Annotated in this window: 18 protein-coding genes and 1 pseudogene; 13 read left to right on the forward strand and 6 right to left on the reverse strand. The window is 39.1% G+C overall.

The genetic code is table 11. The features are described from left to right. The first annotated feature begins 46 nt into the window (after positions 1-46). From CRO15_RS00575 to CRO15_RS00630, 12 genes are all read left to right on the forward strand, one after another. Complete coding sequence (locus tag CRO15_RS00575; protein WP_097043792.1) at positions 47-1,027, forward strand: formylglycine-generating enzyme family protein; 981 nt, start codon at positions 47-49, stop codon at positions 1,025-1,027. A gap of 5 nt (positions 1,028-1,032) precedes the next feature. Beyond that, a complete protein-coding gene (locus tag CRO15_RS00580) occupies positions 1,033-2,379 on the forward strand; it encodes a Gfo/Idh/MocA family protein (protein WP_097043793.1) in 1,347 nt (448 codons plus the stop codon). Between the two features lie 22 nt (positions 2,380-2,401). Continuing rightward, complete coding sequence (locus CRO15_RS00585; RefSeq protein WP_097043794.1) at positions 2,402-3,316, forward strand: hydroxypyruvate isomerase family protein; 915 nt, start codon at positions 2,402-2,404, stop codon at positions 3,314-3,316. A 102-nt stretch (positions 3,317-3,418) separates the two neighbouring features. Further along, positions 3,419-4,864 carry a tRNA (N6-isopentenyl adenosine(37)-C2)-methylthiotransferase MiaB gene (gene miaB, locus CRO15_RS00590; RefSeq protein ID WP_097044792.1) on the forward strand — a complete coding sequence of 482 codons (1,446 nt, stop codon included), beginning with the start codon at positions 3,419-3,421 and terminating at the stop codon, positions 4,862-4,864. A 79-nt stretch (positions 4,865-4,943) separates the two neighbouring features. Further along, a complete protein-coding gene (locus CRO15_RS00595) occupies positions 4,944-6,218 on the forward strand; it encodes a sigma-54 interaction domain-containing protein (protein WP_097043795.1) in 1,275 nt (424 codons plus the stop codon). Positions 6,219-6,248: 30 nt separating this feature from the next. Continuing rightward, complete coding sequence (locus CRO15_RS00600; RefSeq protein WP_097043796.1) at positions 6,249-6,767, forward strand: LptE family protein; 519 nt, start codon at positions 6,249-6,251, stop codon at positions 6,765-6,767. Between the two features lie 2 nt (positions 6,768-6,769). After that, positions 6,770-7,663: a hypothetical protein gene (locus tag CRO15_RS00605; RefSeq protein ID WP_097043797.1), complete on the forward strand. Its 894-nt coding sequence runs from the start codon at positions 6,770-6,772 to the stop codon at positions 7,661-7,663. A 10-nt stretch (positions 7,664-7,673) separates the two neighbouring features. Further along, a complete protein-coding gene (secG, locus tag CRO15_RS00610; protein ID WP_097043798.1) occupies positions 7,674-8,042 on the forward strand; it encodes a preprotein translocase subunit SecG in 369 nt (122 codons plus the stop codon). A 146-nt stretch (positions 8,043-8,188) separates the two neighbouring features. Beyond that, positions 8,189-8,467 (forward strand): co-chaperone GroES, encoded by a 279-nt coding sequence (locus CRO15_RS00615; protein ID WP_097043799.1) that lies wholly within the window; start codon positions 8,189-8,191, stop codon positions 8,465-8,467. Between the two features lie 109 nt (positions 8,468-8,576). Further along, positions 8,577-10,211, forward strand: a complete 1,635-nt coding sequence (groL, locus tag CRO15_RS00620) for a chaperonin GroEL (RefSeq protein ID WP_097043800.1) — start codon at positions 8,577-8,579, stop codon at positions 10,209-10,211. Between the two features lie 186 nt (positions 10,212-10,397). Further along, positions 10,398-11,603, forward strand: a complete 1,206-nt coding sequence (locus CRO15_RS00625; RefSeq protein ID WP_097043801.1) for a glycoside hydrolase family 18 protein — start codon at positions 10,398-10,400, stop codon at positions 11,601-11,603. A gap of 43 nt (positions 11,604-11,646) precedes the next feature. Beyond that, on the forward strand, positions 11,647-13,875 hold the full coding sequence (locus tag CRO15_RS00630) for a DUF4838 domain-containing protein (protein ID WP_097043802.1): 2,229 nt from the start codon (positions 11,647-11,649) through the stop codon (positions 13,873-13,875). Between the two features lie 22 nt (positions 13,876-13,897). Here CRO15_RS00630 and CRO15_RS00635 read toward each other — a convergent pair whose 3' ends face one another. The 6 genes and pseudogenes from CRO15_RS00635 to CRO15_RS00660 form a co-directional block, all read right to left on the reverse strand. Then, positions 13,898-14,965: a DUF3179 domain-containing protein gene (locus tag CRO15_RS00635; protein ID WP_165769891.1), complete on the reverse strand. Its 1,068-nt coding sequence runs from the start codon at positions 14,963-14,965 to the stop codon at positions 13,898-13,900. A gap of 5 nt (positions 14,966-14,970) precedes the next feature. Beyond that, positions 14,971-15,918, reverse strand: coding sequence for a transporter (locus CRO15_RS00640; protein WP_097043804.1), 948 nt, complete (start codon positions 15,916-15,918; stop codon positions 14,971-14,973). A 103-nt stretch (positions 15,919-16,021) separates the two neighbouring features. Then, entirely contained in the window at positions 16,022-16,738 is a 717-nt protein-coding gene (locus CRO15_RS00645) for a heavy-metal-associated domain-containing protein (protein ID WP_097043805.1), read from the reverse strand. 5 nt (positions 16,739-16,743) lie between these two features. Next, a complete protein-coding gene (locus CRO15_RS00650) occupies positions 16,744-17,112 on the reverse strand; it encodes a heavy-metal-associated domain-containing protein (protein ID WP_097043806.1) in 369 nt (122 codons plus the stop codon). 18 nt (positions 17,113-17,130) lie between these two features. Further along, positions 17,131-19,364: pseudogene (locus tag CRO15_RS00655) on the reverse strand (TonB-dependent receptor). A gap of 80 nt (positions 19,365-19,444) precedes the next feature. Then, positions 19,445-19,855: an HYC_CC_PP family protein gene (locus CRO15_RS00660; protein ID WP_243396867.1), complete on the reverse strand. Its 411-nt coding sequence runs from the start codon at positions 19,853-19,855 to the stop codon at positions 19,445-19,447. Positions 19,856-19,997: 142 nt separating this feature from the next. Between CRO15_RS00660 and CRO15_RS00665 the strand changes: the two genes are divergently transcribed. Beyond that, on the forward strand, positions 19,998-20,450 hold the full coding sequence (locus CRO15_RS00665; protein WP_097043807.1) for a GAF domain-containing protein: 453 nt from the start codon (positions 19,998-20,000) through the stop codon (positions 20,448-20,450). Positions 20,451-20,508: the final 58 nt, after the last annotated feature.

Consider the following 20,508-nt stretch of genomic DNA (forward strand, 5'->3'; position numbering starts at 1 on the left):
ACATTTTCAATGATAAAGTCATATTTTTAAATCCTAATCCGCAGAAATGTTGAGAACATCCCTTACCTTATTTATTATGCTTTTGTGCATTCCTAGTATTGGACAAAAGAAATTTGACCCCTACAAACAGAAAATTTCTGGAACTAATTTGACCATATCTATGGTACCAATCCCTGGAGGAAGTTTTTCAATGGGGAGTCCCAATGCAGAAAAAGACAGGTCAAAAGATGAAGGGCCATTGCACAATGTTGAAATTGCCCCGTTTTGGATGGCAGACCTTGAAGTTACATGGGACCTATACCAATTGTTCATGTCAAGGGAAATAGACAATTTAAAAGACAATGGCTCAAAAGGAAATGAGGTCTCTTTGGATGTTGATGCTGTCTCTGGGGCAACCACACCATATGTAGAAATGAGCTTTGGCATGGGCACAGAGGGTTATCCCGCCATATGTATGACCCAATATGCAGCATCAAAGTTTTGTGAATGGCTTTCAGCCATGACTGGAAATTTCTACAGACTCCCCACAGAGGCCGAGTGGGAATATGCCTGCAGAGCAGGCACCCAGACTCCTTATTCTTTTGGTGATAGTGCTTATCAAATTAGTGATTATGCCTGGCACTCTAACAATAGTAACAACAAGTACCAGAAAGTTGGGCAAAAGAAACCAAACCCATGGGGCCTATACGATATGCATGGCAATGTTGCCGAATGGACATTAGATGCTTACAATCCTGATATTTACAGTCATCGAAAAGGAAAGAAAACTACAAATCCTTTTGAAAAACCCGTAAAAACTTACCCCAGAGTGGTGCGGGGTGGTTCTTGGAAAGACGGATCCGAAAAGTTAAGAAGTGCATCAAGAGTTTCTTCAGAGAAAAGATGGAAAATGCGAGATCCTCAAATCCCAAAGAGCAAATGGTGGCATACCGACGCTACATTTGTTGGCTTTAGAATTGTAAGACCTTATAACACTCCAAGTCAACAGGAGCAAAAAACATATTGGAAACAAAAACATACTAAATAAATACCATGGACAACCACAAAACAATCAAAAAGAACGATGTAGTAAGCAGAAGGTCGTTCGTAAAAACTACAGGGCTAGTTACAGGCGGAATATTGGCAAGTAGCATTCCGTTGGAGGCAATGACCCAAACAGGAAAGGTTGAAAAGCTTAAACTTGCCGTAATAGGATGTGGTGGTCGTGGAACTGGAGCCACCGTTCAAGCATTAACTGCCGATCCAGATGTTAAATTGGTGGCCATGGCAGACGCTTTTAAAGATCGACTGGAGAGTAGCCTAACTGCTATTCAGGAACATTTTGACGGAGAACGCAACATCAAGGTCAAGGAGAAAAATAGATTTGTTGGATTTGACGCCTATAAAAATGCCATTGACCTAGCCGATGTTGTAATACTTGCCACACCTCCAGGGTTCCGACCTTTGCATTTTGAGTACGCCATTTCACAAGACAAGCACGTTTTCATGGAAAAACCTGTTGCCACCGACCCCGCTGGGGTAAGACAGGTACTTAAAGCTGCTAAATTGGCCAAAGAGAAAAAATTGAACGTTGTTGTTGGACTTCAAAGGCACTACGAAAAAAAATACACCACTTTATATAACCAGGTCAAACAAGGAAACATTGGGAAAATTGTAGCTGGTCAAATCTATTGGAACGGTGGTGGTGTCTGGGTAAGGCCACGTCAAGAAGGCCAAAGTGAGCTAGAATATCAAATGCGCAATTGGTATTACTTTAATTGGCTATGCGGTGACCACATACTAGAACAGCACATTCACAATATTGATGTAGCCAACTGGTTTATTGGCGAGTATCCTAAAATGGCTCAAGGTATGGGCGGAAGGGAAGTACGTACAGGAAAAGATCACGGTGAGATTTTTGACCACCATTTTGTGGAATTCACATACCCTTCAGGAGCTGTAATTTCCAGTCAATGTAGACACCAAAAAGGATGTCACAACCGGGTTGACGAAGCATTTCAAGGAAGTAACGGAAGTATGGTTATGAGCAAAGGCATCATTACAGATTTGAGCGGGGATGAAAAGTATAACTATTCAAAAGCAAATGAAGGACAGCAAGATCCAAACCCTTATCAAGTAGAGCACGATAGGCTTTTTGCAGCCATTAGAAGCAAATCAGAAGTCCTTGCAGACGCTGAGCATGGTGCAAAATCTACACTTGCTGCCATAATGGGGCGAATGGCTACCTATTCGGGCGATATCATTACTTGGGAACAAGCACTGAATTCAACATTGCAATTAGTGCCTGACAATCTAAATTGGGATTCGGAAGCTCCAACACAGCCGGACGCTGATGGAAAGTACAAAATTCCAGTACCGGGAGTAACCACATTCAGTTAGTATCGAAAAAAAACAACAAGTAATGAAAAGAAGAACTTTTATAAATAGTGCGACTATGGCCGGTGCCGCCCTTGGTGTTACTCCAACACTTTTTGGCGCAGAAACCAAACCAACGGAACACAAGTTCAACCTAAAATATGCCCCTCACCTTGGTATGTTCAAGACATCGGCAGGCGAAGACCCTATAGATCAATTAAATTTTATGGCAGATCAAGGCTTTACAGCTTTTGAGGACAATGGCATGAAAGGGAGAACCATTGACCTACAAAAACAAATGGCCAATACCATGGAAAAGAGAGGAATTTCCATGGGAGTTTTTGTAGCCCATAAAATCTACTGGAAAGAACCCAATCTAGCTAGTGGGGATGAAAATTTGAGAGAAGAGTTTCTTTCTCAAATAAAGGAATCTGTTGAAGTGGCAAAAAGAGTAAACGCCAAGTGGATGACCGTTGTTCCAGGACATGTTGATCTTAGACAAAATATGGGCTATCAGACTGCGCATGTAGTGGAATCCCTTAAAAGAGCTTCGGATATTCTGGAACCTCACGGATTGGTCATGGTATTGGAACCTTTAAATTTTAGAAACCATCCTGGTCTTTTTCTTTCAGAAAGTCCGCAGGCATTTGAAATATGCAAGGCGGTGGATTCACCGTCCTGTAAAATACTTTTTGATATCTATCATCAGCAAATCCAAGAAGGGAACCTAATCCCAAATATTGAGGCATGCTGGGATGAAATTGCCTATTTTCAAATTGGTGACAATCCAGGGAGAAACGAACCCACAACTGGGGAAATCAACTATAAAAATGTATTCAAATCTATCCATGAAAAAGGATTTAAGGGAATTCTTGGAATGGAACATGGCAATTCCATAAAAGGAACTAGAGGGGAACAAGCGGTTATCGATGCTTACAAAGCTTCAGATACATTTTTATAAACAACTTAAATAAAGTATAATATTTACCTGCCAAATTGTCACTAAAATGGAATATGCACTATCTTTGCAGACCATTTTAGTACAATGATCAAGAACGAAGAGATAGAAAAGGTTATAGATGAAAGCCAACAAGGTAGTACGTTGGCATTGGAGAAAGATGAGAAGAATGGCAGAAAGCTCTATATAGAAAGTTATGGCTGTCAGATGAACTTTTCTGACAGTGAAATTGTTGCCTCCATTCTTGCCAAAGAGGGTTTTAATACTACTCAGGAACTGGAAGAAGCAGATTTGGTATTGGTGAACACTTGCTCTATCCGGGAGAAAGCGGAAGTTACGGTACGCAAACGATTGGAGAAGTTCAATGCTGTAAAAAGGACCAATCCAGGAATGAAAGTTGGTGTTCTGGGCTGTATGGCAGAACGCTTAAAGAGCAAGTTTTTAGAAGAAGAGAAAATTGTAGATATGGTGGTAGGCCCAGATGCCTACAAGGACCTCCCTAACCTCATTCAGGAAATAGACGAAGGCAGAAATGCTGTAAACGTAATCCTTTCCAAGGATGAAACTTATGCTGATGTTGCCCCTGTTCGTTTAAATTCCAATGGAGTATCCGCTTTTGTATCCATTACGCGAGGTTGCGATAATATGTGCACTTTCTGCGTAGTCCCCTTTACCCGCGGGCGTGAACGTAGTCGTGATCCGCAATCCATTTTGGAAGAGGTAAATGATCTTTGGGAAAAAGGATTTAAAGAAATTACGTTGCTGGGACAAAATGTGGATAGCTATCTCTGGTATGGCGGCGGACTGAAGAAAGATTTTGACAAAGCCACCAATATGCAAAAAGCCACTTCGGTGAATTTTGCAAAATTGTTGGAACTGGTGGCGCGGGCCCAACCCAAAATGCGAATTCGTTTCTCCACCTCCAATCCTCAGGACATGACTTTGGATGTGATTGAGTCCATGGCAAAATATGATAATATCTGTAAGTATATCCATTTACCCGTTCAAAGTGGAAGCAACCGCATCCTAAAAGCGATGAACCGTCTTCATACAAGAGAAGAATATTTTGAGTTGATCGATAATATTCGAAAGATAATTCCAGATTGTGCCATTAGCCAAGATATGATCACAGGATTCCCAACCGAAACGGAAGCAGACCATCAAGACACTTTAAGTTTGATGGAATATGTGAAGTATGACTTTGGTTTTATGTTTGCCTATTCAGAAAGACCTGGAACACTGGCCGAAAGAAAATTGGATGATGACATTCCTGAAAAAACCAAAAAAAGAAGACTAAGTGAGGTTATTGAATTACAGCAACAACACAGTTTCCATAGAACTCAACAACACTTGGGCAAAACTGAAGAAGTTTTGATTGAAGGGCCTTCAAAAAAATCCGATGCGCATTGGATGGGACGAAACTCGCAGAACACGGTAGTGGTTTTTCCAAAGGAAAATTACAATATAGGTGATTTTGTAAACGTAAAAATCAACGAATGTACTTCTGCCACCCTTATTGGAGAAGCAATAGGACTTAGTGGAAATAATTAATTCAATGTCATACTGAGCCTAAGCAAGTATGAATCAAAATATCCAGTCTTTGACAAACTCAGACTGACAAAAAAGACAAATGGAATCAATACAATCCATAAAACAACGCTTTGAACTCATTGGCAACGATGTAAAGCTAAATCGTGCTTTAGAAAAAGCCATTCAGGTTGCGCCTACGGACATTTCGGTTTTGGTGACCGGGGAAAGTGGTGTGGGAAAAGAGGCCATTCCAAAAATTATACACTCCCTTTCTCACCGCAAGCACGCCAAGTATATTGCCGTAAACTGTGGAGCTATTCCAGAAGGCACCATTGACAGTGAGCTCTTCGGTCACGAAAAAGGTGCTTTTACTGGAGCAACCCAAACCCGTAATGGTTATTTTGAAGTAGCAGATGGCGGAACCATATTTCTTGATGAAGTGGGAGAATTACCCTTGACCACCCAAGTGCGATTGCTTCGTGTTTTGGAAAATGGGGAATTCCTTAAAGTAGGCTCTTCCCAAGTACAAAAAACAGATGTAAGAATTGTGGCCGCTACAAACATCAATATGTTTGAGGCCATAAAAAAAGAAAAGTTCAGGGAAGATCTTTATTACAGGTTGAGTACCGTGGAAATCAATATTCCACCACTAAGAGAACGACAAGAGGATATTCATTTGTTGTTTCGCAAGTTTGCATCAGATTTTGGTCAGAAATATAAAATGCCAACCATTCGTTTAGAAGAACAAGCCATTCAATTACTTTTAAGGTACAGATGGCCGGGCAATATTAGACAGCTTCGAAACATTGCTGAGCAGGTTTCGGTTTTAGAAGAAACCAGAACAATTACGGCAGCAACGCTGAACAGTTACCTCCCCAATGCAAGCAACACCAATTTACCCGCTGTAATTGGATCCACTAAAAAGGAAAGTGATTTCAGCAATGAAAGGGAAATTTTATACAAGGTCTTGTTTGACATGAAAGGTGATTTAAACGACCTTAAAAAACTGACCTTGGAATTGTTGAAGAACAACGATTCTGAAAAAGTTCAGGAAGAAAACGAGACCCTGATCCGCAAAATATACGGAAGCAAGGAAGAAGAGGTTTCACAGCAGGAAAACACTACCACAGAAGTACTACATTTACCAGAACCAGTAGCTGAAACAACAGCCACGGTTGTGCAGCCCCAAACAGAAGATCGCTACCATTTTGCCGAAGAAATAGAAGAAGAAGAAACGCTATCTTTACAGGAAAAGGAGATTGAACTCATCAAAAAGTCGTTAGAACGCAATCGAGGAAAAAGAAAAGCAGCAGCAACAGAGCTTGGGATTTCTGAACGAACGCTGTACCGAAAAATCAAACAATATGATTTATAAATTGGTCACGAGATAATTGAATAAAAATCAATGAAAATAAATAGCATTAAAATCGGAATCATAGGGTTGCTATTAAACCTATATGGGTGTGGAGCGTACAATTTTTCAGGAGCAGATATTGGGACCGCAGAGAGTTTTCAAGTTGATTTCTTTCAAAATTATGCCGATCAAAACCCTGGGTCAACCATTCAGCCAGGATTGGATAGATCCTTTACCAATGCGTTACAGGAAATGATCAATAACCTGACTAGCCTATCACTTACTGGAAGCAATGGAGATTTGTTGTATGAAGGTGAAATTGTGGAATACAGGGTCACTCCCATGACAGCTACGGCTGATCAGTTGACAGCACAAAACCGACTCACTATGAGCGTGAATGTTAGGTTTTTCAACAAGACCAAGGAAGATGCCGATTTTGAACGCCGTTTTTCCTTCTTTTATGATTTTGATGCCGCTGCTGCGTTAACATCAGTTCAAGCACAGGCACACGAGGAAATTTTTGAACGAATAACACAAGATATTTTTAATGCCTCTTTAGGTAATTGGTAAGCATGAACGTATCGGACTTCATACAAATTCTTCAGAAATCAAATACCATCTTGTCTCCCAAGCAAACAAGGGAACTGGAAGGTATTATTGAAGAATATCCATATTTTCAAGCTGCACGGGCATTGCATTTAAAAGGGTTGAAAAACCTGGATAGCTACAAGTACAATAATTCCCTTAAGATCACGGCCGCACACACTGCTGACAGAGATGTTCTTTTTGATTTTATCACTTCTCAAGAGTTTGTTCAAAATAATATTGCAGATGCCATAGCCGGAAGAGCTCCAAAACTTGAAGACAAGAAAACCGTTTCCGAAGAAATAGAGCCCAATCCGGACGCTGCAACCATTTTGGGCGAATCCAAGGAAAGTGCATTGCCACAGAATATTGAGGACGCAGAACAAATATTGAACCCCGCCCTTTTCAAGTCAAAAAAAGTAGAAGTAGAAATCCCACCTGAAAAAGCTGAAAAGGAAGAACCAGAACCATCAGTAAATCTAAATTTGGGCAAACCCATTCCATTCACAAAAAAAGAAAAGCACTCCTTTGCTGAATGGCTACAACTAGCCTCTCAAACTCCTAATGAAAAAACTTCAGATCCTGTAACCGAGGAACAAGAAAAAAAGAAAAAGTTTGAATTACTCGATAAGTTTATTGAGAGCAGACCCAAAATAATTCCCAATAAGGATTTAAAGGCTAAAGTCAACATAAAAGAGTCCACAAAAATGGACAAAAATGAATTAATGACAGAGACTTTGGCAAAAGTATATTTGGAGCAAAAAAAGTACAAAAAAGCCATTCAAGCCTTTAAAATATTGAGTTTGAAATATCCAGAAAAAAATGGTTTCTTTGCAGACCAAATTCGGGCGGTGAAGAAGCTGCAGAAAGAAAACGAATAAGACAAAGACAATGAGTACGTTTACAATCTTTTTAATATTAATAATTGTAGTATGCCTTTTGTTGGTTTTGGTAATTATGGTACAAAACCCAAAAGGAGGCGGATTATCCTCCTCATTTGGCGGTAGTGGAAACCAAGTAGTAGGTGGTGTTAAGAAAACTGGGGACTTTTTGGATAAAAGTACCTGGACCTTGGCCACTTTATTGATTGTATTGATTTTGCTTTCCAACGTTTCCCTTAAGGGAAGTTACAGTCAAGCGGATTCTAAATTATTGCAAGGAGATGATATTGAGACCACAGTACCTGAGACTGTTCCAGAACAAGTTCCTGAGCAGGTTCCAGCAACTGACAATACAAATCCAGCGGATACCATTAATTAATATTAATGACAAAACAAATACAAAATGCCAGCTTGAAATGACAAGCTGGCATTTTTGTTTTATTATAATGTCAGTTTTTTTGCAATGGCATAATTTCTGCCCATTGTTTGGGGAATTTTTAAAACAAATACTTAAAAATAAATAATATGGCTAAAGTTAACATCAAACCATTAGCGGACAGAGTTCTTATTGAGCCTGTTGAAGCTGAAACAAAAACAGCTTCTGGTATCATTATTCCGGATACTGCAAAAGAAAAACCACAAAAAGGAAAAGTAGTAGCTGTTGGCCCTGGAACCAAGGATGAAAAAATCACTGTAAAAGTTGGCGATACGGTTCTTTATGGCAAATATGCTGGCACCGAACTAAAATTGGATGGTTCGGATTACTTGATGATGCGTGAGAGTGACATATTAGCGATAGTGTAACTACAAATTCCAAAAATCAAAAAAACAAACTCCAAAATACCACTACCGGAATTTCAGATTTGGGATTTGGATTTTGGAAATTTAATTTTTTCAATTAAAAAATTTAAAAATGGCAAAAGATATTAAGTTTGACATAGACGCACGTGACGGTTTAAAAAAAGGTGTTGACGCCTTGGCTAATGCAGTAAAAGTTACGTTGGGTCCTAAAGGTAGAAATGTAATCATCAGTAAATCCTTTGGTGCCCCGCAAGTAACCAAAGATGGTGTTACCGTAGCAAAAGAGATTGAATTGGAAGACGCACTTGAGAATATGGGTGCACAAATGGTAAAAGAAGTTGCTTCTAAAACCAATGATTTGGCTGGTGATGGAACTACTACAGCTACCGTTCTTGCACAAGCAATTGTAAAGGAAGGTCTTAAAAATGTTGCTGCAGGCGCAAACCCCATGGATTTGAAAAGAGGTATTGACAAAGCTGTTGACGCCATTGTGGAAAACCTATCCAAACAGTCCAAAAAAGTTGGGGATTCCTCTGAAAAAATCAAACAAGTTGCTGCAATTTCCGCTAACAATGACGGAACTATTGGTGACTTGATCGCACAAGCTTTTGAAAAAGTGGGTAAAGAAGGTGTTATTACTGTGGAAGAAGCCAAAGGAACAGATACTTATGTGGATGTTGTTGAAGGAATGCAGTTTGACAGAGGTTACCTTTCTCCATACTTCGTAACGGATTCAGAGAAAATGATCGCTGATTTGGACAACCCATATATTTTGTTGTTCGACAAGAAAATCTCTTCCATGAAGGATTTGTTGCCAATATTGGAACCAGTGGCGCAATCTGGCAAGCCTTTATTAATTATTGCAGAAGATGTTGATGGTGAAGCATTAGCCACTTTGGTAGTAAACAAATTGAGAGGTTCTTTAAAAATTGCGGCGGTAAAAGCTCCAGGATTTGGGGATAGAAGAAAAGCTATGTTGGAAGACATCGCTATTTTGACAAACGGTACCGTAATTTCTGAGGAAAGAGGATTCTCTTTGGAAACTGCTACCATTGATATGTTGGGGACAACCGAAAGAGTTACTATTGATAAGGATAACACTACGATTGTAAACGGTGGCGGTGTTGCAAAAAACATCAAAACCAGAGTTAACCAGATCAAAGCTCAAATAGAAACTACCACTTCTGATTATGATAAGGAAAAACTGCAAGAGCGTTTGGCCAAATTGGCCGGTGGTGTTGCCGTTCTTTATGTTGGTGCTGCTTCTGAGGTAGAAATGAAAGAGAAAAAAGACCGTGTGGACGATGCTCTCCATGCAACAAGAGCTGCTGTAGAAGAAGGTATCGTTGCCGGTGGTGGTGTTGCCTTGGTAAGAGCGAAATCAGTGCTTTCAAAAGTAGACGCAATTAATGCCGATGAGGAAACCGGACTACAAATCGTAGCTAGGGCCATTGAATCTCCTTTACGAACCATTGTTGAAAATGCAGGAGGGGAAGGATCCGTTGTAGTTGCGAAAATCTTGGAAGGCAAGGCGGATTTTGGATACGATGCCAAATCGGACAAGTACGTTGAAATGATGAAAGCGGGTATCATTGACCCTAAAAAAGTAACCCGCGTTGCTTTGGAAAATGCCGCTTCAGTTTCAGGAATGATCTTAACAACTGAGTGTGCATTGACAGATATTAAAGAAGATGCTCCTGCTATGCCTCCAATGGGAGGTGGCGGCGGAATGCCCGGCATGATGTAAGCTATGCCAATAACAATTAATTAAAAAACCGCTCTAAAATTTAGAGCGGTTTTTTAATTTCCATCCTTTTAGCACCAACTTATTGGCTCTAAATCTGCCGTTTAGGCTTTCCTTCATGCTCTCCATCTAATAGATACTGCAAAATGGTTTTTATTGACTACATTTTAAGTGGTAAATTCCATTGTCATGAAACGTTTTCGACCACACAGTACTTTTCTAGCCTTACTCCTAATTTCCATATGTACGATTGCTTTTGTTCCCATTAAAAAACAAAAAGAACGCCCCATTGTAGTTATGGGTTATTATGTTCCAGAAAAGGATTATCGACCTGACCAGCTTCCCTTGGAACAACTCACCCATATCATCTTTTCTTTTACCAAGGTAATTGATGGCAAAATGAAGTTTAAAGATGAACAAACTGGAGAAAAATTGCGACAACTGGTCGCCCAAAGAAACCAACACCCACACTTAAAAGTAATGATCGCTTGTGGTGGCTGGGGTGCCGATGGCTTTTCTGATGTGTCGCATACACCAGAAAACCGAAAAAAATTCGTGCAAAGTGTTGTAGAATTCAACAAAGAGTACCAACTGGATGGACTGGATGTAGATTGGGAATACCCAGCAATACCTGCTGCCGGTACTGGAGCTAGACCTGACGACAAGGAAAACTTCACCTCATTAATGAAAGAATTGCGAGAAGCCCTAAACACTTTGGATAGGGAACAGACACTAACCTTTGCTTCTGCAGGATGGAAACGTTATTATAAAAATATTGAGATTGAAGAGGTAATGAAACATGTTGATTATATGAATGTAATGACATATGATCAAATAGGCTCTAATTCACCCTTTACCGGGCACCATACAGCATTAGGCATGATTCAGGAAAAAGACGTCAGAGACACTCCGGCATGGAAATATGTAGAAGAAAAAAGAAAAGCTTCTAAGGAAAAACGAGATGCCTATGAGCCTCAATCAGCCGAAAAAATTGTCGAGTTCTGTATCGAAAATGGAGTGAAACCAGAACAGATTGTGATAGGTGCCGCTTTTTACGGAAGAGCTTGGAAAGGAGTCCCTCCAAAAAACAACGGACTCTATCAATTCAATTCTGGAGCTCATATTGGGTGGAGCGCCTATTATCAAATTCGCAAAGAATTTGAGTCCGATGAAAATTATAAAAGGTTCTGGGACCCCATTGCAAAAGCACCCTATATTTATAACGCAAAGGACAGTATTTTCATCAGTTATGACGATTCCGTTTCCGTTCGGCTAAAAACAGAATATGCCTTAAAAAAGAAATTAGGAGGAATCATGTTCTGGCAATTGGGTAACGATACCAAAGAAGAAAACAGCCTTTTAAAAGCAATGTATAACGCTTCCATTAAAAACTGACTCAAAAATAAACCACCAACAACCAAATAAAAACACCACCCCCATGAAAAAATCAGTATTAGTAATTCTGCTAGCAATAGGATTTCTTGTTTCATCCTGTTCTGGCAATCAAATTAAGATTGCAGAAAATGGAAAAACCGACTATGAAATTGTGTACATGGGCAATGCTACAAAAAGCCAACACATGTCTGCTGAATTGTTGGGAGATTATCTTAATAAAATAAGTGGTATAGAACTAGATATAGTTGATGAAAGTTCACAGACTTTAAAGAAAAAAATCTATATCGGAAATATTAAAGAAGATAATCTACAACCCGATGAAGTAAGGATAAAAACCGAAAAAGGAAATTTGTTCATTTCCGGTGGTTCTGACAATGCTGTTCAAAACGCTGTTTACGAATTTTTGGAAAGATACTTGGATTGCAAATGGTACGCGCCTGGAGTTGAGGAAATACCTCATCACAAAACAATCAATCTAAATCCCATCGATTATAGCTATACACCAGAAATAACCACCAGAACAGTGCACTCCAAGCTTTTTTATGAAAACCATGAATTTGCGGATCAACAAAAGGTAACTTATGAGGCCTTTCCTAACTATGTGCCCGCTGCCAGAGTACACACCTTTCATAGGTTTATGCCAGAAGAAGTGTTTTACGAAGCGCATCCGGAGTATTACGCCCTTAGAAATGGAAAAAGATTGCCAACACAACTATGCCTTACCAATGAAAAGGTATTGGAAATTGTAAAAGACTCAGTTGCTTCACATTTTAAGAGAAATCCACAAACTTCTGTGATTTCAGTAAGCCAAGACGACAATCAACAACATTGCCAATGCGATAATTGCCGCAAAATTGATGACGAAGAAGGAAGCCCCGCAGGAACAATGATTCATTTTGTAAATAAGGTGGCCGAAGCCTTTCCAGAGAAAACTATTTCTACCCTAGCCTATCAATATACCAGAAAACCACCCAAAGTCCATCCAGCCGCAAACGTATTGATTACATTATGCTCTATAGAATGTGATCGTAGTGCACCAATAGCGGAAAAATGTACAGATTTTGCAGATGACTTGATTGGCTGGGGAAAACTCACCAATAATATCAGAATCTGGGATTACACAACCCAATTCACTAACTTTTTAGCTCCTTTTCCAAATATTTTCACCTTGCAACCCAACATTCAACTATTTCGTGACAATAACGCAAAATGGGTTTTTGAACAGCACAGCCACAACCCTAGCGAATTGTTTGAACTACGTTCCTACATCACTGCAAAATTACTTTGGAACCCAAATCAAGATTTTGACGCCCTACTGAAAGAATTTACAGAAGGGTATTACCAAGAAGCAGGGCCATACATTGAAAAATACATTCGCCTGATCCATTCCAAAATTCAAGGGGATAATGATTTTTTCCTGTTTTTGTACGGAGATCCTTCCGAGGCATTTTCATCTTATCTGAGTCCAGAACTATTGAAAGAATACTCTAACATATTTGATGAAGCGGAAAAAGCCGTTTCAGAGAAAGAAGAAGTAATAAATCGAGTAAAAATGGCACGTTTGGGAGTTGATTATGCAATTTTGGAAGCCTCTAGAAAAAACATTACAAAAAGCTACAGTCTCATGACTGTTGATGACAACTCTAAAGAAGTTATAAACCCCATGGTAGCAACCTTATTGGATAGTTTTATAAACACCGCTCGAAAAAATGATATCACTTTAATGAACGAAATGGGCTTTACCATAAACGAATACGCCACCAATTACATGTCTGCTCTAAAAATTGCCCAAAAACCCAATAAAGCAAAAGGGAAAAAAGTAGTCACATTGACCAAACCCAAAAAATATGCCAATGAAGACCCTATGGTTTTAACGGATAGCGCCTTGGGAGGAAGCAGTTTTTATGCCAACTGGCTTGGATATGAAGGAAACGATATGGAGGTGGTTGTTGATTTGGGAAAAATCCAAAATATCAGCAGTATTTCTATGGCATTTTTACAAGTGACCAATCATGTGGTGTTTTTTCCTTCCTCAGTAACATATCTTGGTTCTTCGGACAACACAAATTTTATTGAACTGGGAAATCTAAAAAACCCATCTCCCTTGAATAAAAAGAGTAAGGTTAACGATATAAACTACTTTGACCTTAAATTTGAACCACAAAATATCAGATACGTAAAAGTAGTGGCTAAAAATCAAGAAACACCATATTGGCACCATGCTGCAGGTTTACCTTCTTGGGTTTTTGCGGATGAAATAATCATCAACTAAGCATTTTAGTGACTATTCTTGTTCAGTTAAGATAAATTGCCGTTTGATAGAATGCCGGTATAGAAAACCAATAGGCCATGAATGAAGCTGGAGTTGCAAGGCGTTCACCCATTCTTGGCCCAGAAACAGCATACCCAAAAATATCCCATTGGCCACCTTCATTATCTTCTATTAGAACATCCGATTCACCATTAAAAACATACGTGAACTCTAAAGTGCTATGTTCATTTTTGGGCTCAAAGGCAACCATAAAATTCTGATTGCCCACAATAAGATAATTTCGGCCTTTAAAAGCATCCTTAATTATGTTTTGATTTTGAAAACTACCAAAACGATATGCTTTTGCATCTCCATCATTGGTAATGGCCAGTACTCTTTCTTTTGAAGGCAACCTAGTGTCCTTCTTACTTACCGGAAACAAAAACAAATTGTTGTCTGAGCTGTAATTACCGTATGGAGAAAATTCATATGTCCTGGAAAATCCTGTTTGAAGGTTTACCACTTGTGAGTTGGGATACATTTGCTTCCATGTCTTCCAATCTGTCTCAAACAGCATAGAAAGGCTAGCTTTTTGACCCGTTAGAACCCCATTTACGGATTCATTCAAAATTTGAGACCAATTGCTCAGTGTTTCCCTATCAAAAGGAATCAAATTGGTATTGTATAACAGTCCAGAAACCCCAAATGTAGTTTCCCTACCATTGATCACTCTACCCCAACCTATTCCAGTACCAGTAAGTGGGCAATAGGTAATAGCAAGTGACGCATCGCCAATATTATCATTGATGATCTCATGCCAATTCAAAATAATATGAGGGTACCCCCTTACATCTTCACCATTTTTAAAACCAATGATCAAATCATCATCACCTAAAAAATCCACGCCCAATGCGGTGGTAAAATTAGGATTTTCCAAAGCTGGTATTCCATCCCTTCCGGGTCCTCCATCCAATACTTCGGCCACAGGTATGCTCCATTGACTGTTTATCTCTGGACTAGTTGTTCCTTCATTTGTGCTTTCTTCCACACTGGAAGAGCTACAAGAAACCAACAGTCCAACAGAAGTTAGTACTAAAATCCAATTTTTCATTTTTTCTAATTTAAAACTCCTATTTCCTTTTTCTGTAACTTCCATAACAAACCAATAGTGAATCTATTGGTAGGTGTGAGCTGGGTACCATCAACATAGCTATACAATGGCAACTCATACCGTGACACCAAAACAAAGTTTTGGGCAATATTCACTGATAACTCTGGTCTTATAAATAACCACTCCCCTCCCGTATTGGGTAGATTGGAATTATCAATACTATCAACTTGTGCTTTACGATATTTAAAGACCATCCCTGGATTAAAAATTGTGTTGAGCAGACTAAATTGATCGGTATACCCTAAATTGGCCTGCATCTCATTTCCAAATTCATATATTGAAGTATTGTTTAAATAATCTTTATTTGCTCCTGTCTCCCTATAGGTTAGGTTAGCAGAGAGTGTTGCAGATGGCCTAAAATTCAGTCCTTTGGACAATGAAACCAATCCAACAAAATCCCAAGCACCACTGCCAGGTTGAAGGTCAGCTGTGAGTTGAATTCCTTGTGGCGTAGTAAAGTCCGATCTTCCTAGAGGGGCTTTTGCGCCAGCTCCCAAACTTATGATAGAGCGTTTACCTAAAATATCGGGAAACGCATACTTCACCAAGAAAACAGCGTCTCCAATGCCAGTGGTTTTGGTATCGGTTTCATTTCCGAACTGGGTTATGGTCCGAACTTGATTTACCCAAGTGAAAAGAGATTCAACAGAAATTCGGTCGGAGAATGAGTATCCAACGCTCATTAAAATAGAGTTGGTTACACGCAGTCGGGAGTCATCATCCAATTTACTCGAACCTGCATTTAAGGTATTTAAATTGTTGTAATCATAACTTAACCCTATTAACAAAATTCCTTTACCATCATTGGGCAAGCCCAAATTATTTGACAAAGGAACTCCGCCGGAACAACAAGTTTGCGAAAAAACCGATTGTCCCAGAAAAAATACGCTCAATATGAAAAATCTTGCAAAGAATCTCTTTAACACCCTAGTTAAGTAGGGCTTAGAATGAATACCTTACAGTAAAGCAGTGCTGATAAGTGTTAAAATTACATTTTTACATGGCAAGCATCGAAAATGCCATAACCAACATAATCGCATTTTCAATAAATGTAGCTTCTGTCATAGGTAAGTTTAAAGCCGTTCCTAAACATGCGCAGCGAATACTTTTTTTATCCAACAAGATTTTGATCACTCCAATGGTTGTAAGTCCCAAAATAACAATGGTAATAATTAAAGCCGCAGTCACTTGAATGCGCATCAAAAATAGAAGACCCAGACCTAATTCCAGAAAAGGATATACCCAACCATATGCTGGTAAGACCTTGGCCAAAGGATCATACATTCTGAAACTCTCAGGAAATCCTTTTAAGTCCAAAAACTTGAAAAAACTAAAAACGATATAAAACAAACCCATAAAGTCCAACATAGCCTCACCAAGATTCCAATTTTGGTAATTCAATAAGATAGATGCAGCAAATAAATAGGCAAAAATCAAAAATAATGGGCGCAATTGCGCCCATTTAGATTTTTCACCCATCATTTCTCCAACGGAAGACATAATTTCCCTTTGGCTTTCATTTATTGCATATTTATCTGGCAATACTGCACTAAAATCATCAATTGAAATATGATGCTCCATATTAATACGCGCTGTTGAAGCTTCCAAATCCACGTCAACATCTTTGACCCCATCTACTTTTGAAAGCTTTTCCTTAACGGACGCAACACATCCTTCACAGGTCATTCCTGTGATTGTATACGAATGTTCCATTGCCATTAATTCTTATTGTGATGTTGTTTGCTATCATCGGTATTATCTTCCCGGTATTTGCAGCAGGGGTGAATGTTATCATAAGCTTCTTGGGTAGCCTTCAATTCCTTGGTATCGTGCCCTGCTGCAACCAAAGCGGTCTTTATCTTCATTGGGTCCGTTTTTCTTTCATCCATAACAAGGGATAATTGATGCGAAGGTATATCCCAAAGGGCATATTTTACACCAGGAACGGCCAATGCAGCTTTTTCAATCCGCATTTTACACATTTCGCATTTACCATCTACTTCAAATGCAACTTTTTTATTCTTGTTCTGCGCAAAACCAATTGTTGAAACCAGTAAGCATATTAAAATCAAAACTCTATTTTTCATTACTATATATTTAAATTGTTAGGATTTAAATCTAAACCCTGCATACACCATTCGTCCAAAAATTGGGGCATATACAATGGTAGTGTCAAAATTTGTTCCAAAAGGGTCGTTGGACCCCAAAACCGGATTATTTTGTTTAAAATTAGTCAAATTCTCGCCTCCAACATACACTTCAAATTTCTTGGAAAAAACTTTAGTGACTTGGGCATTCATTAAACTATATCCTTCAGCAAAATCTCCCAATTGAAAATTGATCGGATTTATAGATGTATTTGGCAATCTTTGCTCGCCAAGGGCATGCAAGGTATAATCAAACCGCCATTGAGAACCATTTTCTGTTGGTGTTGTGTTATAGCCAATGTTTGCGAAATACCGATGCCTGGCCTGTAAAGGTTTTTGCAAAAGTCCGTTTTGATAATCCGTTTTCACATCGTAGAATTTATAAGCAGTACGCACCTCTACGTTGGGCAATACCTCATGATTCAATTCTACTTGCAAACTGTTAGCATAACTTTTTCCATCTAAATTGGAGAAAACCACCTCATTTGGGTTTTCCCAGTCCACCACGATTTGATTATCAAAATCAGTGCGATAGAAATCCACAGAAAAATTTCCTGGCCTTTCAAAAAGTGAAAATCCTTGTATAAAACTTACCCCATAGTTTACCGCTTTTTCTGGATCAAAACCATAGATCTCCCCTCCATTGCTCTGTAATTGAATGGTTCTTGAGGAAGCAAACAGCCGTTGGTTCTCGGCAAAAATATTGGCAGCTCTACGACCAATGCCAAAGGACCCTCTCAAACTTCCTTTCTCCCATGGTGTGTAACGGATATGGAACCTTGGCGTAAAGAATGTCCCTAATCGGTTATGGGTGTCCAATCGGAGGCCAGCAGTAAAACTCAACTTTTCCAAATTGGAATAGCTGTATTCAAAAAATGCTCCTGCAGACGTATCGTTACGACTAAATTCTTGAGTATTCACCAATTCATTATAACCATCATATGCAAAGGTCAAGCCTGTTTTGAATTTGTTTTTGGTGTTTCCAATAATCGAATTGAACAATAGATTGGTATAGATGCTCTCATGGTCAATATTATAAATATTGAACCCATAATACGAATCCTGTTTATGACTACTATACGAGGTCTGAAAACCAAAACTCTGATAAGGTAATTCAGGAAAAACATAGCCCAATTTTACCGACCCATCAAATCTTTGGGTATCAATTTCACTTCCCCAAGCATTGGTGGTGAATTTATCTGAATCCGGATTAAAATCAACCTGACCAATCTGCTTTTCATCATTCAAATAGCGAACATTGAAAAAGCTTACCCATCCTTTTTCTGGATCTTGGTACTGCCATCGGTTCATAATGTTGATTTGATTAGCCAAGGGATTATCCAGAAATCCATCGTCATTATTGTCCACCTCAACATCCCTTCGGTTACCATGCAGATATAATCCCGCACTCCATTTATCAGACAGCTTCGTGTTTAGATGGGTGTTCAATTCCAGCCTTCCATTTAAATTGGCATAACCATTTACAAATACCGGGACATCGGTCAATGGTTTTTGCAATTCCGTATTGATTTGCCCCGAAATGCTTTCATAACCATTAACAACACTACCGGCTCCTTTGGTAATCTGGATGCTCTCTACCCACGTTCCCGGCGTAAACGTCAAACCATAGGTTTGGGAAGCACCTCGCACCATGGGAATGTTCTCTTGGGTAATCAATAAATAAGGACTAGTGAGGCCCAACATCTGAATTTGTTTGGTCCCAGTAAGTGCATCATTAAAATTGACATCGATGGCCGGATTGGTCTCAAAACTTTCTGACAAGTTGCAACATGCTGCTTTTAAAAGTTCTGCGCTATTTACTGTAACCACATTTTGAGTAGAGAAAAAGGTTTTCTGTACAGCATCGCGTTCTTTTTCCACCACAACCTCATCCAATTGATTTGAAGGAACCAACCAATGATGTACCATTTTGGGCTCATTAATGGTCAAGGTATCCGTTTTAAAACCAACAAAGCTTATGATAATTTATTGTAATCCTTGGAGTATGGAATACTGAAAGTGCCATTTTCTTTGGTAATGGTTCCAATTTGTGAATTTAACCAGTATACATTAGCACCAGCAAGTCCAATATGTTTATTTTCTGCGTTGGCCTCCATGACCATACCCTCAATTTTATTTTGAGCGGTTAGTACCATGGGAAACCAAAAAAGTATAATTAAAATATGTTTCATTGTTATGTATTGAATAATTATTGAAATAAAAATCAGTGCCCGAATCTTATGAAACGGGTAAATCATTGTTATTCAATACATCAAATCAAGAAGACTTGGTCCAAAACCTGAACGTCTCTGACCAAAATGGGAGGTGGGTATTTTTCATGGGGAACAGGAAGTTCCTCAACAGGCACGAATAAATCAAAATATGATTGAGTAAAGGCTACCAAAAAAGCTTGGTGCTCCAGCTCCAAATCATACCAAGAAAGTTTTAAATCATCCTGTCCCTTGAGTGTAAAAGATTCATCATCACAGCAATGGTTTTCACCAACTTCTGTTCCCATAGCCGCCATCGCTTCTTCCATACCACAATCATCGGCATGGGCAAAAAACGAAACATCCATCACTCTCCCCATACACAAATGCTTATCAACTGTCCACGAAACCGTTGACAGCAACACCATAAGTGCCAAGAAGATAGAACTGATATTGCGAAAAATCTCTTTCACAGCGTAAAATTACAATTTATTTGTCTTTGTGTTCATTTTCACATGTTTCCTTAACTAAAATTTAGGTAATCGATATCGTAATTTTTATCATTTCAAGCGAACTAAAAAGTCCATTTAAAATACATTTGCAAAAAACAATTCAATGCTCACATCCTTAAAACCAAAAGTGACCACCATCATTTCCAATAACGCTGAAAGTGTTGAAAATCGTCTAACCGAGCTCTGCAATTTACTCAGGGACACGGTTGATTATTACGATTGGGTGGGATTTTATTTTAAAAATGGGGACAAGGAAGAACTGAAGCTGGGACCGTACGCCGGGGAACCCACCGACCATACCATTATTCCCTTTGGGAAAGGCATTTGCGGACAGGTTGCTGTGGGCAATGAAAACTTTGTAGTGCCGGATGTTGCCGCGCAGGACAACTATATTGCTTGCAGTATTACCGTTAAGGCCGAAATTGTGGTTCCTCTGTTTAAAAATGGCGAGAACATAGGCCAAATTGATATTGATTCCAACACTCCTAACCCCTTCACAGAGGAAGATGAACGTTTTTTGGAATTTGTAAACCAAGAAGTATCACAAATTCTTTAAAACTAGTGTCATTTTGTTGATAACACACTTCAATTTTTAGAGGCAAAAAAATTACTTT

This window comes from Flagellimonas pacifica (assembly GCF_900215465.1).
Taxonomy (GTDB): domain Bacteria; phylum Bacteroidota; class Bacteroidia; order Flavobacteriales; family Flavobacteriaceae; genus Flagellimonas; species Flagellimonas pacifica.

Excerpts from the sequence above, each read along its gene's own strand:
- CRO15_RS00615 (WP_097043799.1), top strand. The coding sequence starts at position 8,189 with ATGGCTAAAGTTAACATCAAACCATTAGCGGACAGAGTTCTTATTGAG.
- CRO15_RS00575 (WP_097043792.1), top strand. The coding sequence starts at position 47 with ATGTTGAGAACATCCCTTACCTTATTTATTATGCTTTTGTGCATTCCT.
- CRO15_RS00605 (WP_097043797.1), top strand. The coding sequence starts at position 6,770 with ATGAACGTATCGGACTTCATACAAATTCTTCAGAAATCAAATACCATC.
- CRO15_RS00595 (WP_097043795.1), top strand. The coding sequence starts at position 4,944 with ATGGAATCAATACAATCCATAAAACAACGCTTTGAACTCATTGGCAAC.
- CRO15_RS00630 (WP_097043802.1), top strand. The coding sequence starts at position 11,647 with ATGAAAAAATCAGTATTAGTAATTCTGCTAGCAATAGGATTTCTTGTT.
- secG (WP_097043798.1), top strand. The coding sequence starts at position 7,674 with ATGAGTACGTTTACAATCTTTTTAATATTAATAATTGTAGTATGCCTT.
- CRO15_RS00580 (WP_097043793.1), top strand. The coding sequence starts at position 1,033 with ATGGACAACCACAAAACAATCAAAAAGAACGATGTAGTAAGCAGAAGG.
- CRO15_RS00600 (WP_097043796.1), top strand. The coding sequence starts at position 6,249 with ATGAAAATAAATAGCATTAAAATCGGAATCATAGGGTTGCTATTAAAC.
- CRO15_RS00625 (WP_097043801.1), top strand. The coding sequence starts at position 10,398 with ATGAAACGTTTTCGACCACACAGTACTTTTCTAGCCTTACTCCTAATT.
- CRO15_RS00650 (WP_097043806.1), bottom strand. The coding sequence starts at position 17,112 with ATGAAAAATAGAGTTTTGATTTTAATATGCTTACTGGTTTCAACAATT.
- CRO15_RS00635 (WP_165769891.1), bottom strand. The coding sequence starts at position 14,965 with ATGAAAAATTGGATTTTAGTACTAACTTCTGTTGGACTGTTGGTTTCT.
- CRO15_RS00645 (WP_097043805.1), bottom strand. The coding sequence starts at position 16,738 with ATGGAACATTCGTATACAATCACAGGAATGACCTGTGAAGGATGTGTT.
- CRO15_RS00665 (WP_097043807.1), top strand. The coding sequence starts at position 19,998 with ATGCTCACATCCTTAAAACCAAAAGTGACCACCATCATTTCCAATAAC.
- CRO15_RS00585 (WP_097043794.1), top strand. The coding sequence starts at position 2,402 with ATGAAAAGAAGAACTTTTATAAATAGTGCGACTATGGCCGGTGCCGCC.
- groL (WP_097043800.1), top strand. The coding sequence starts at position 8,577 with ATGGCAAAAGATATTAAGTTTGACATAGACGCACGTGACGGTTTAAAA.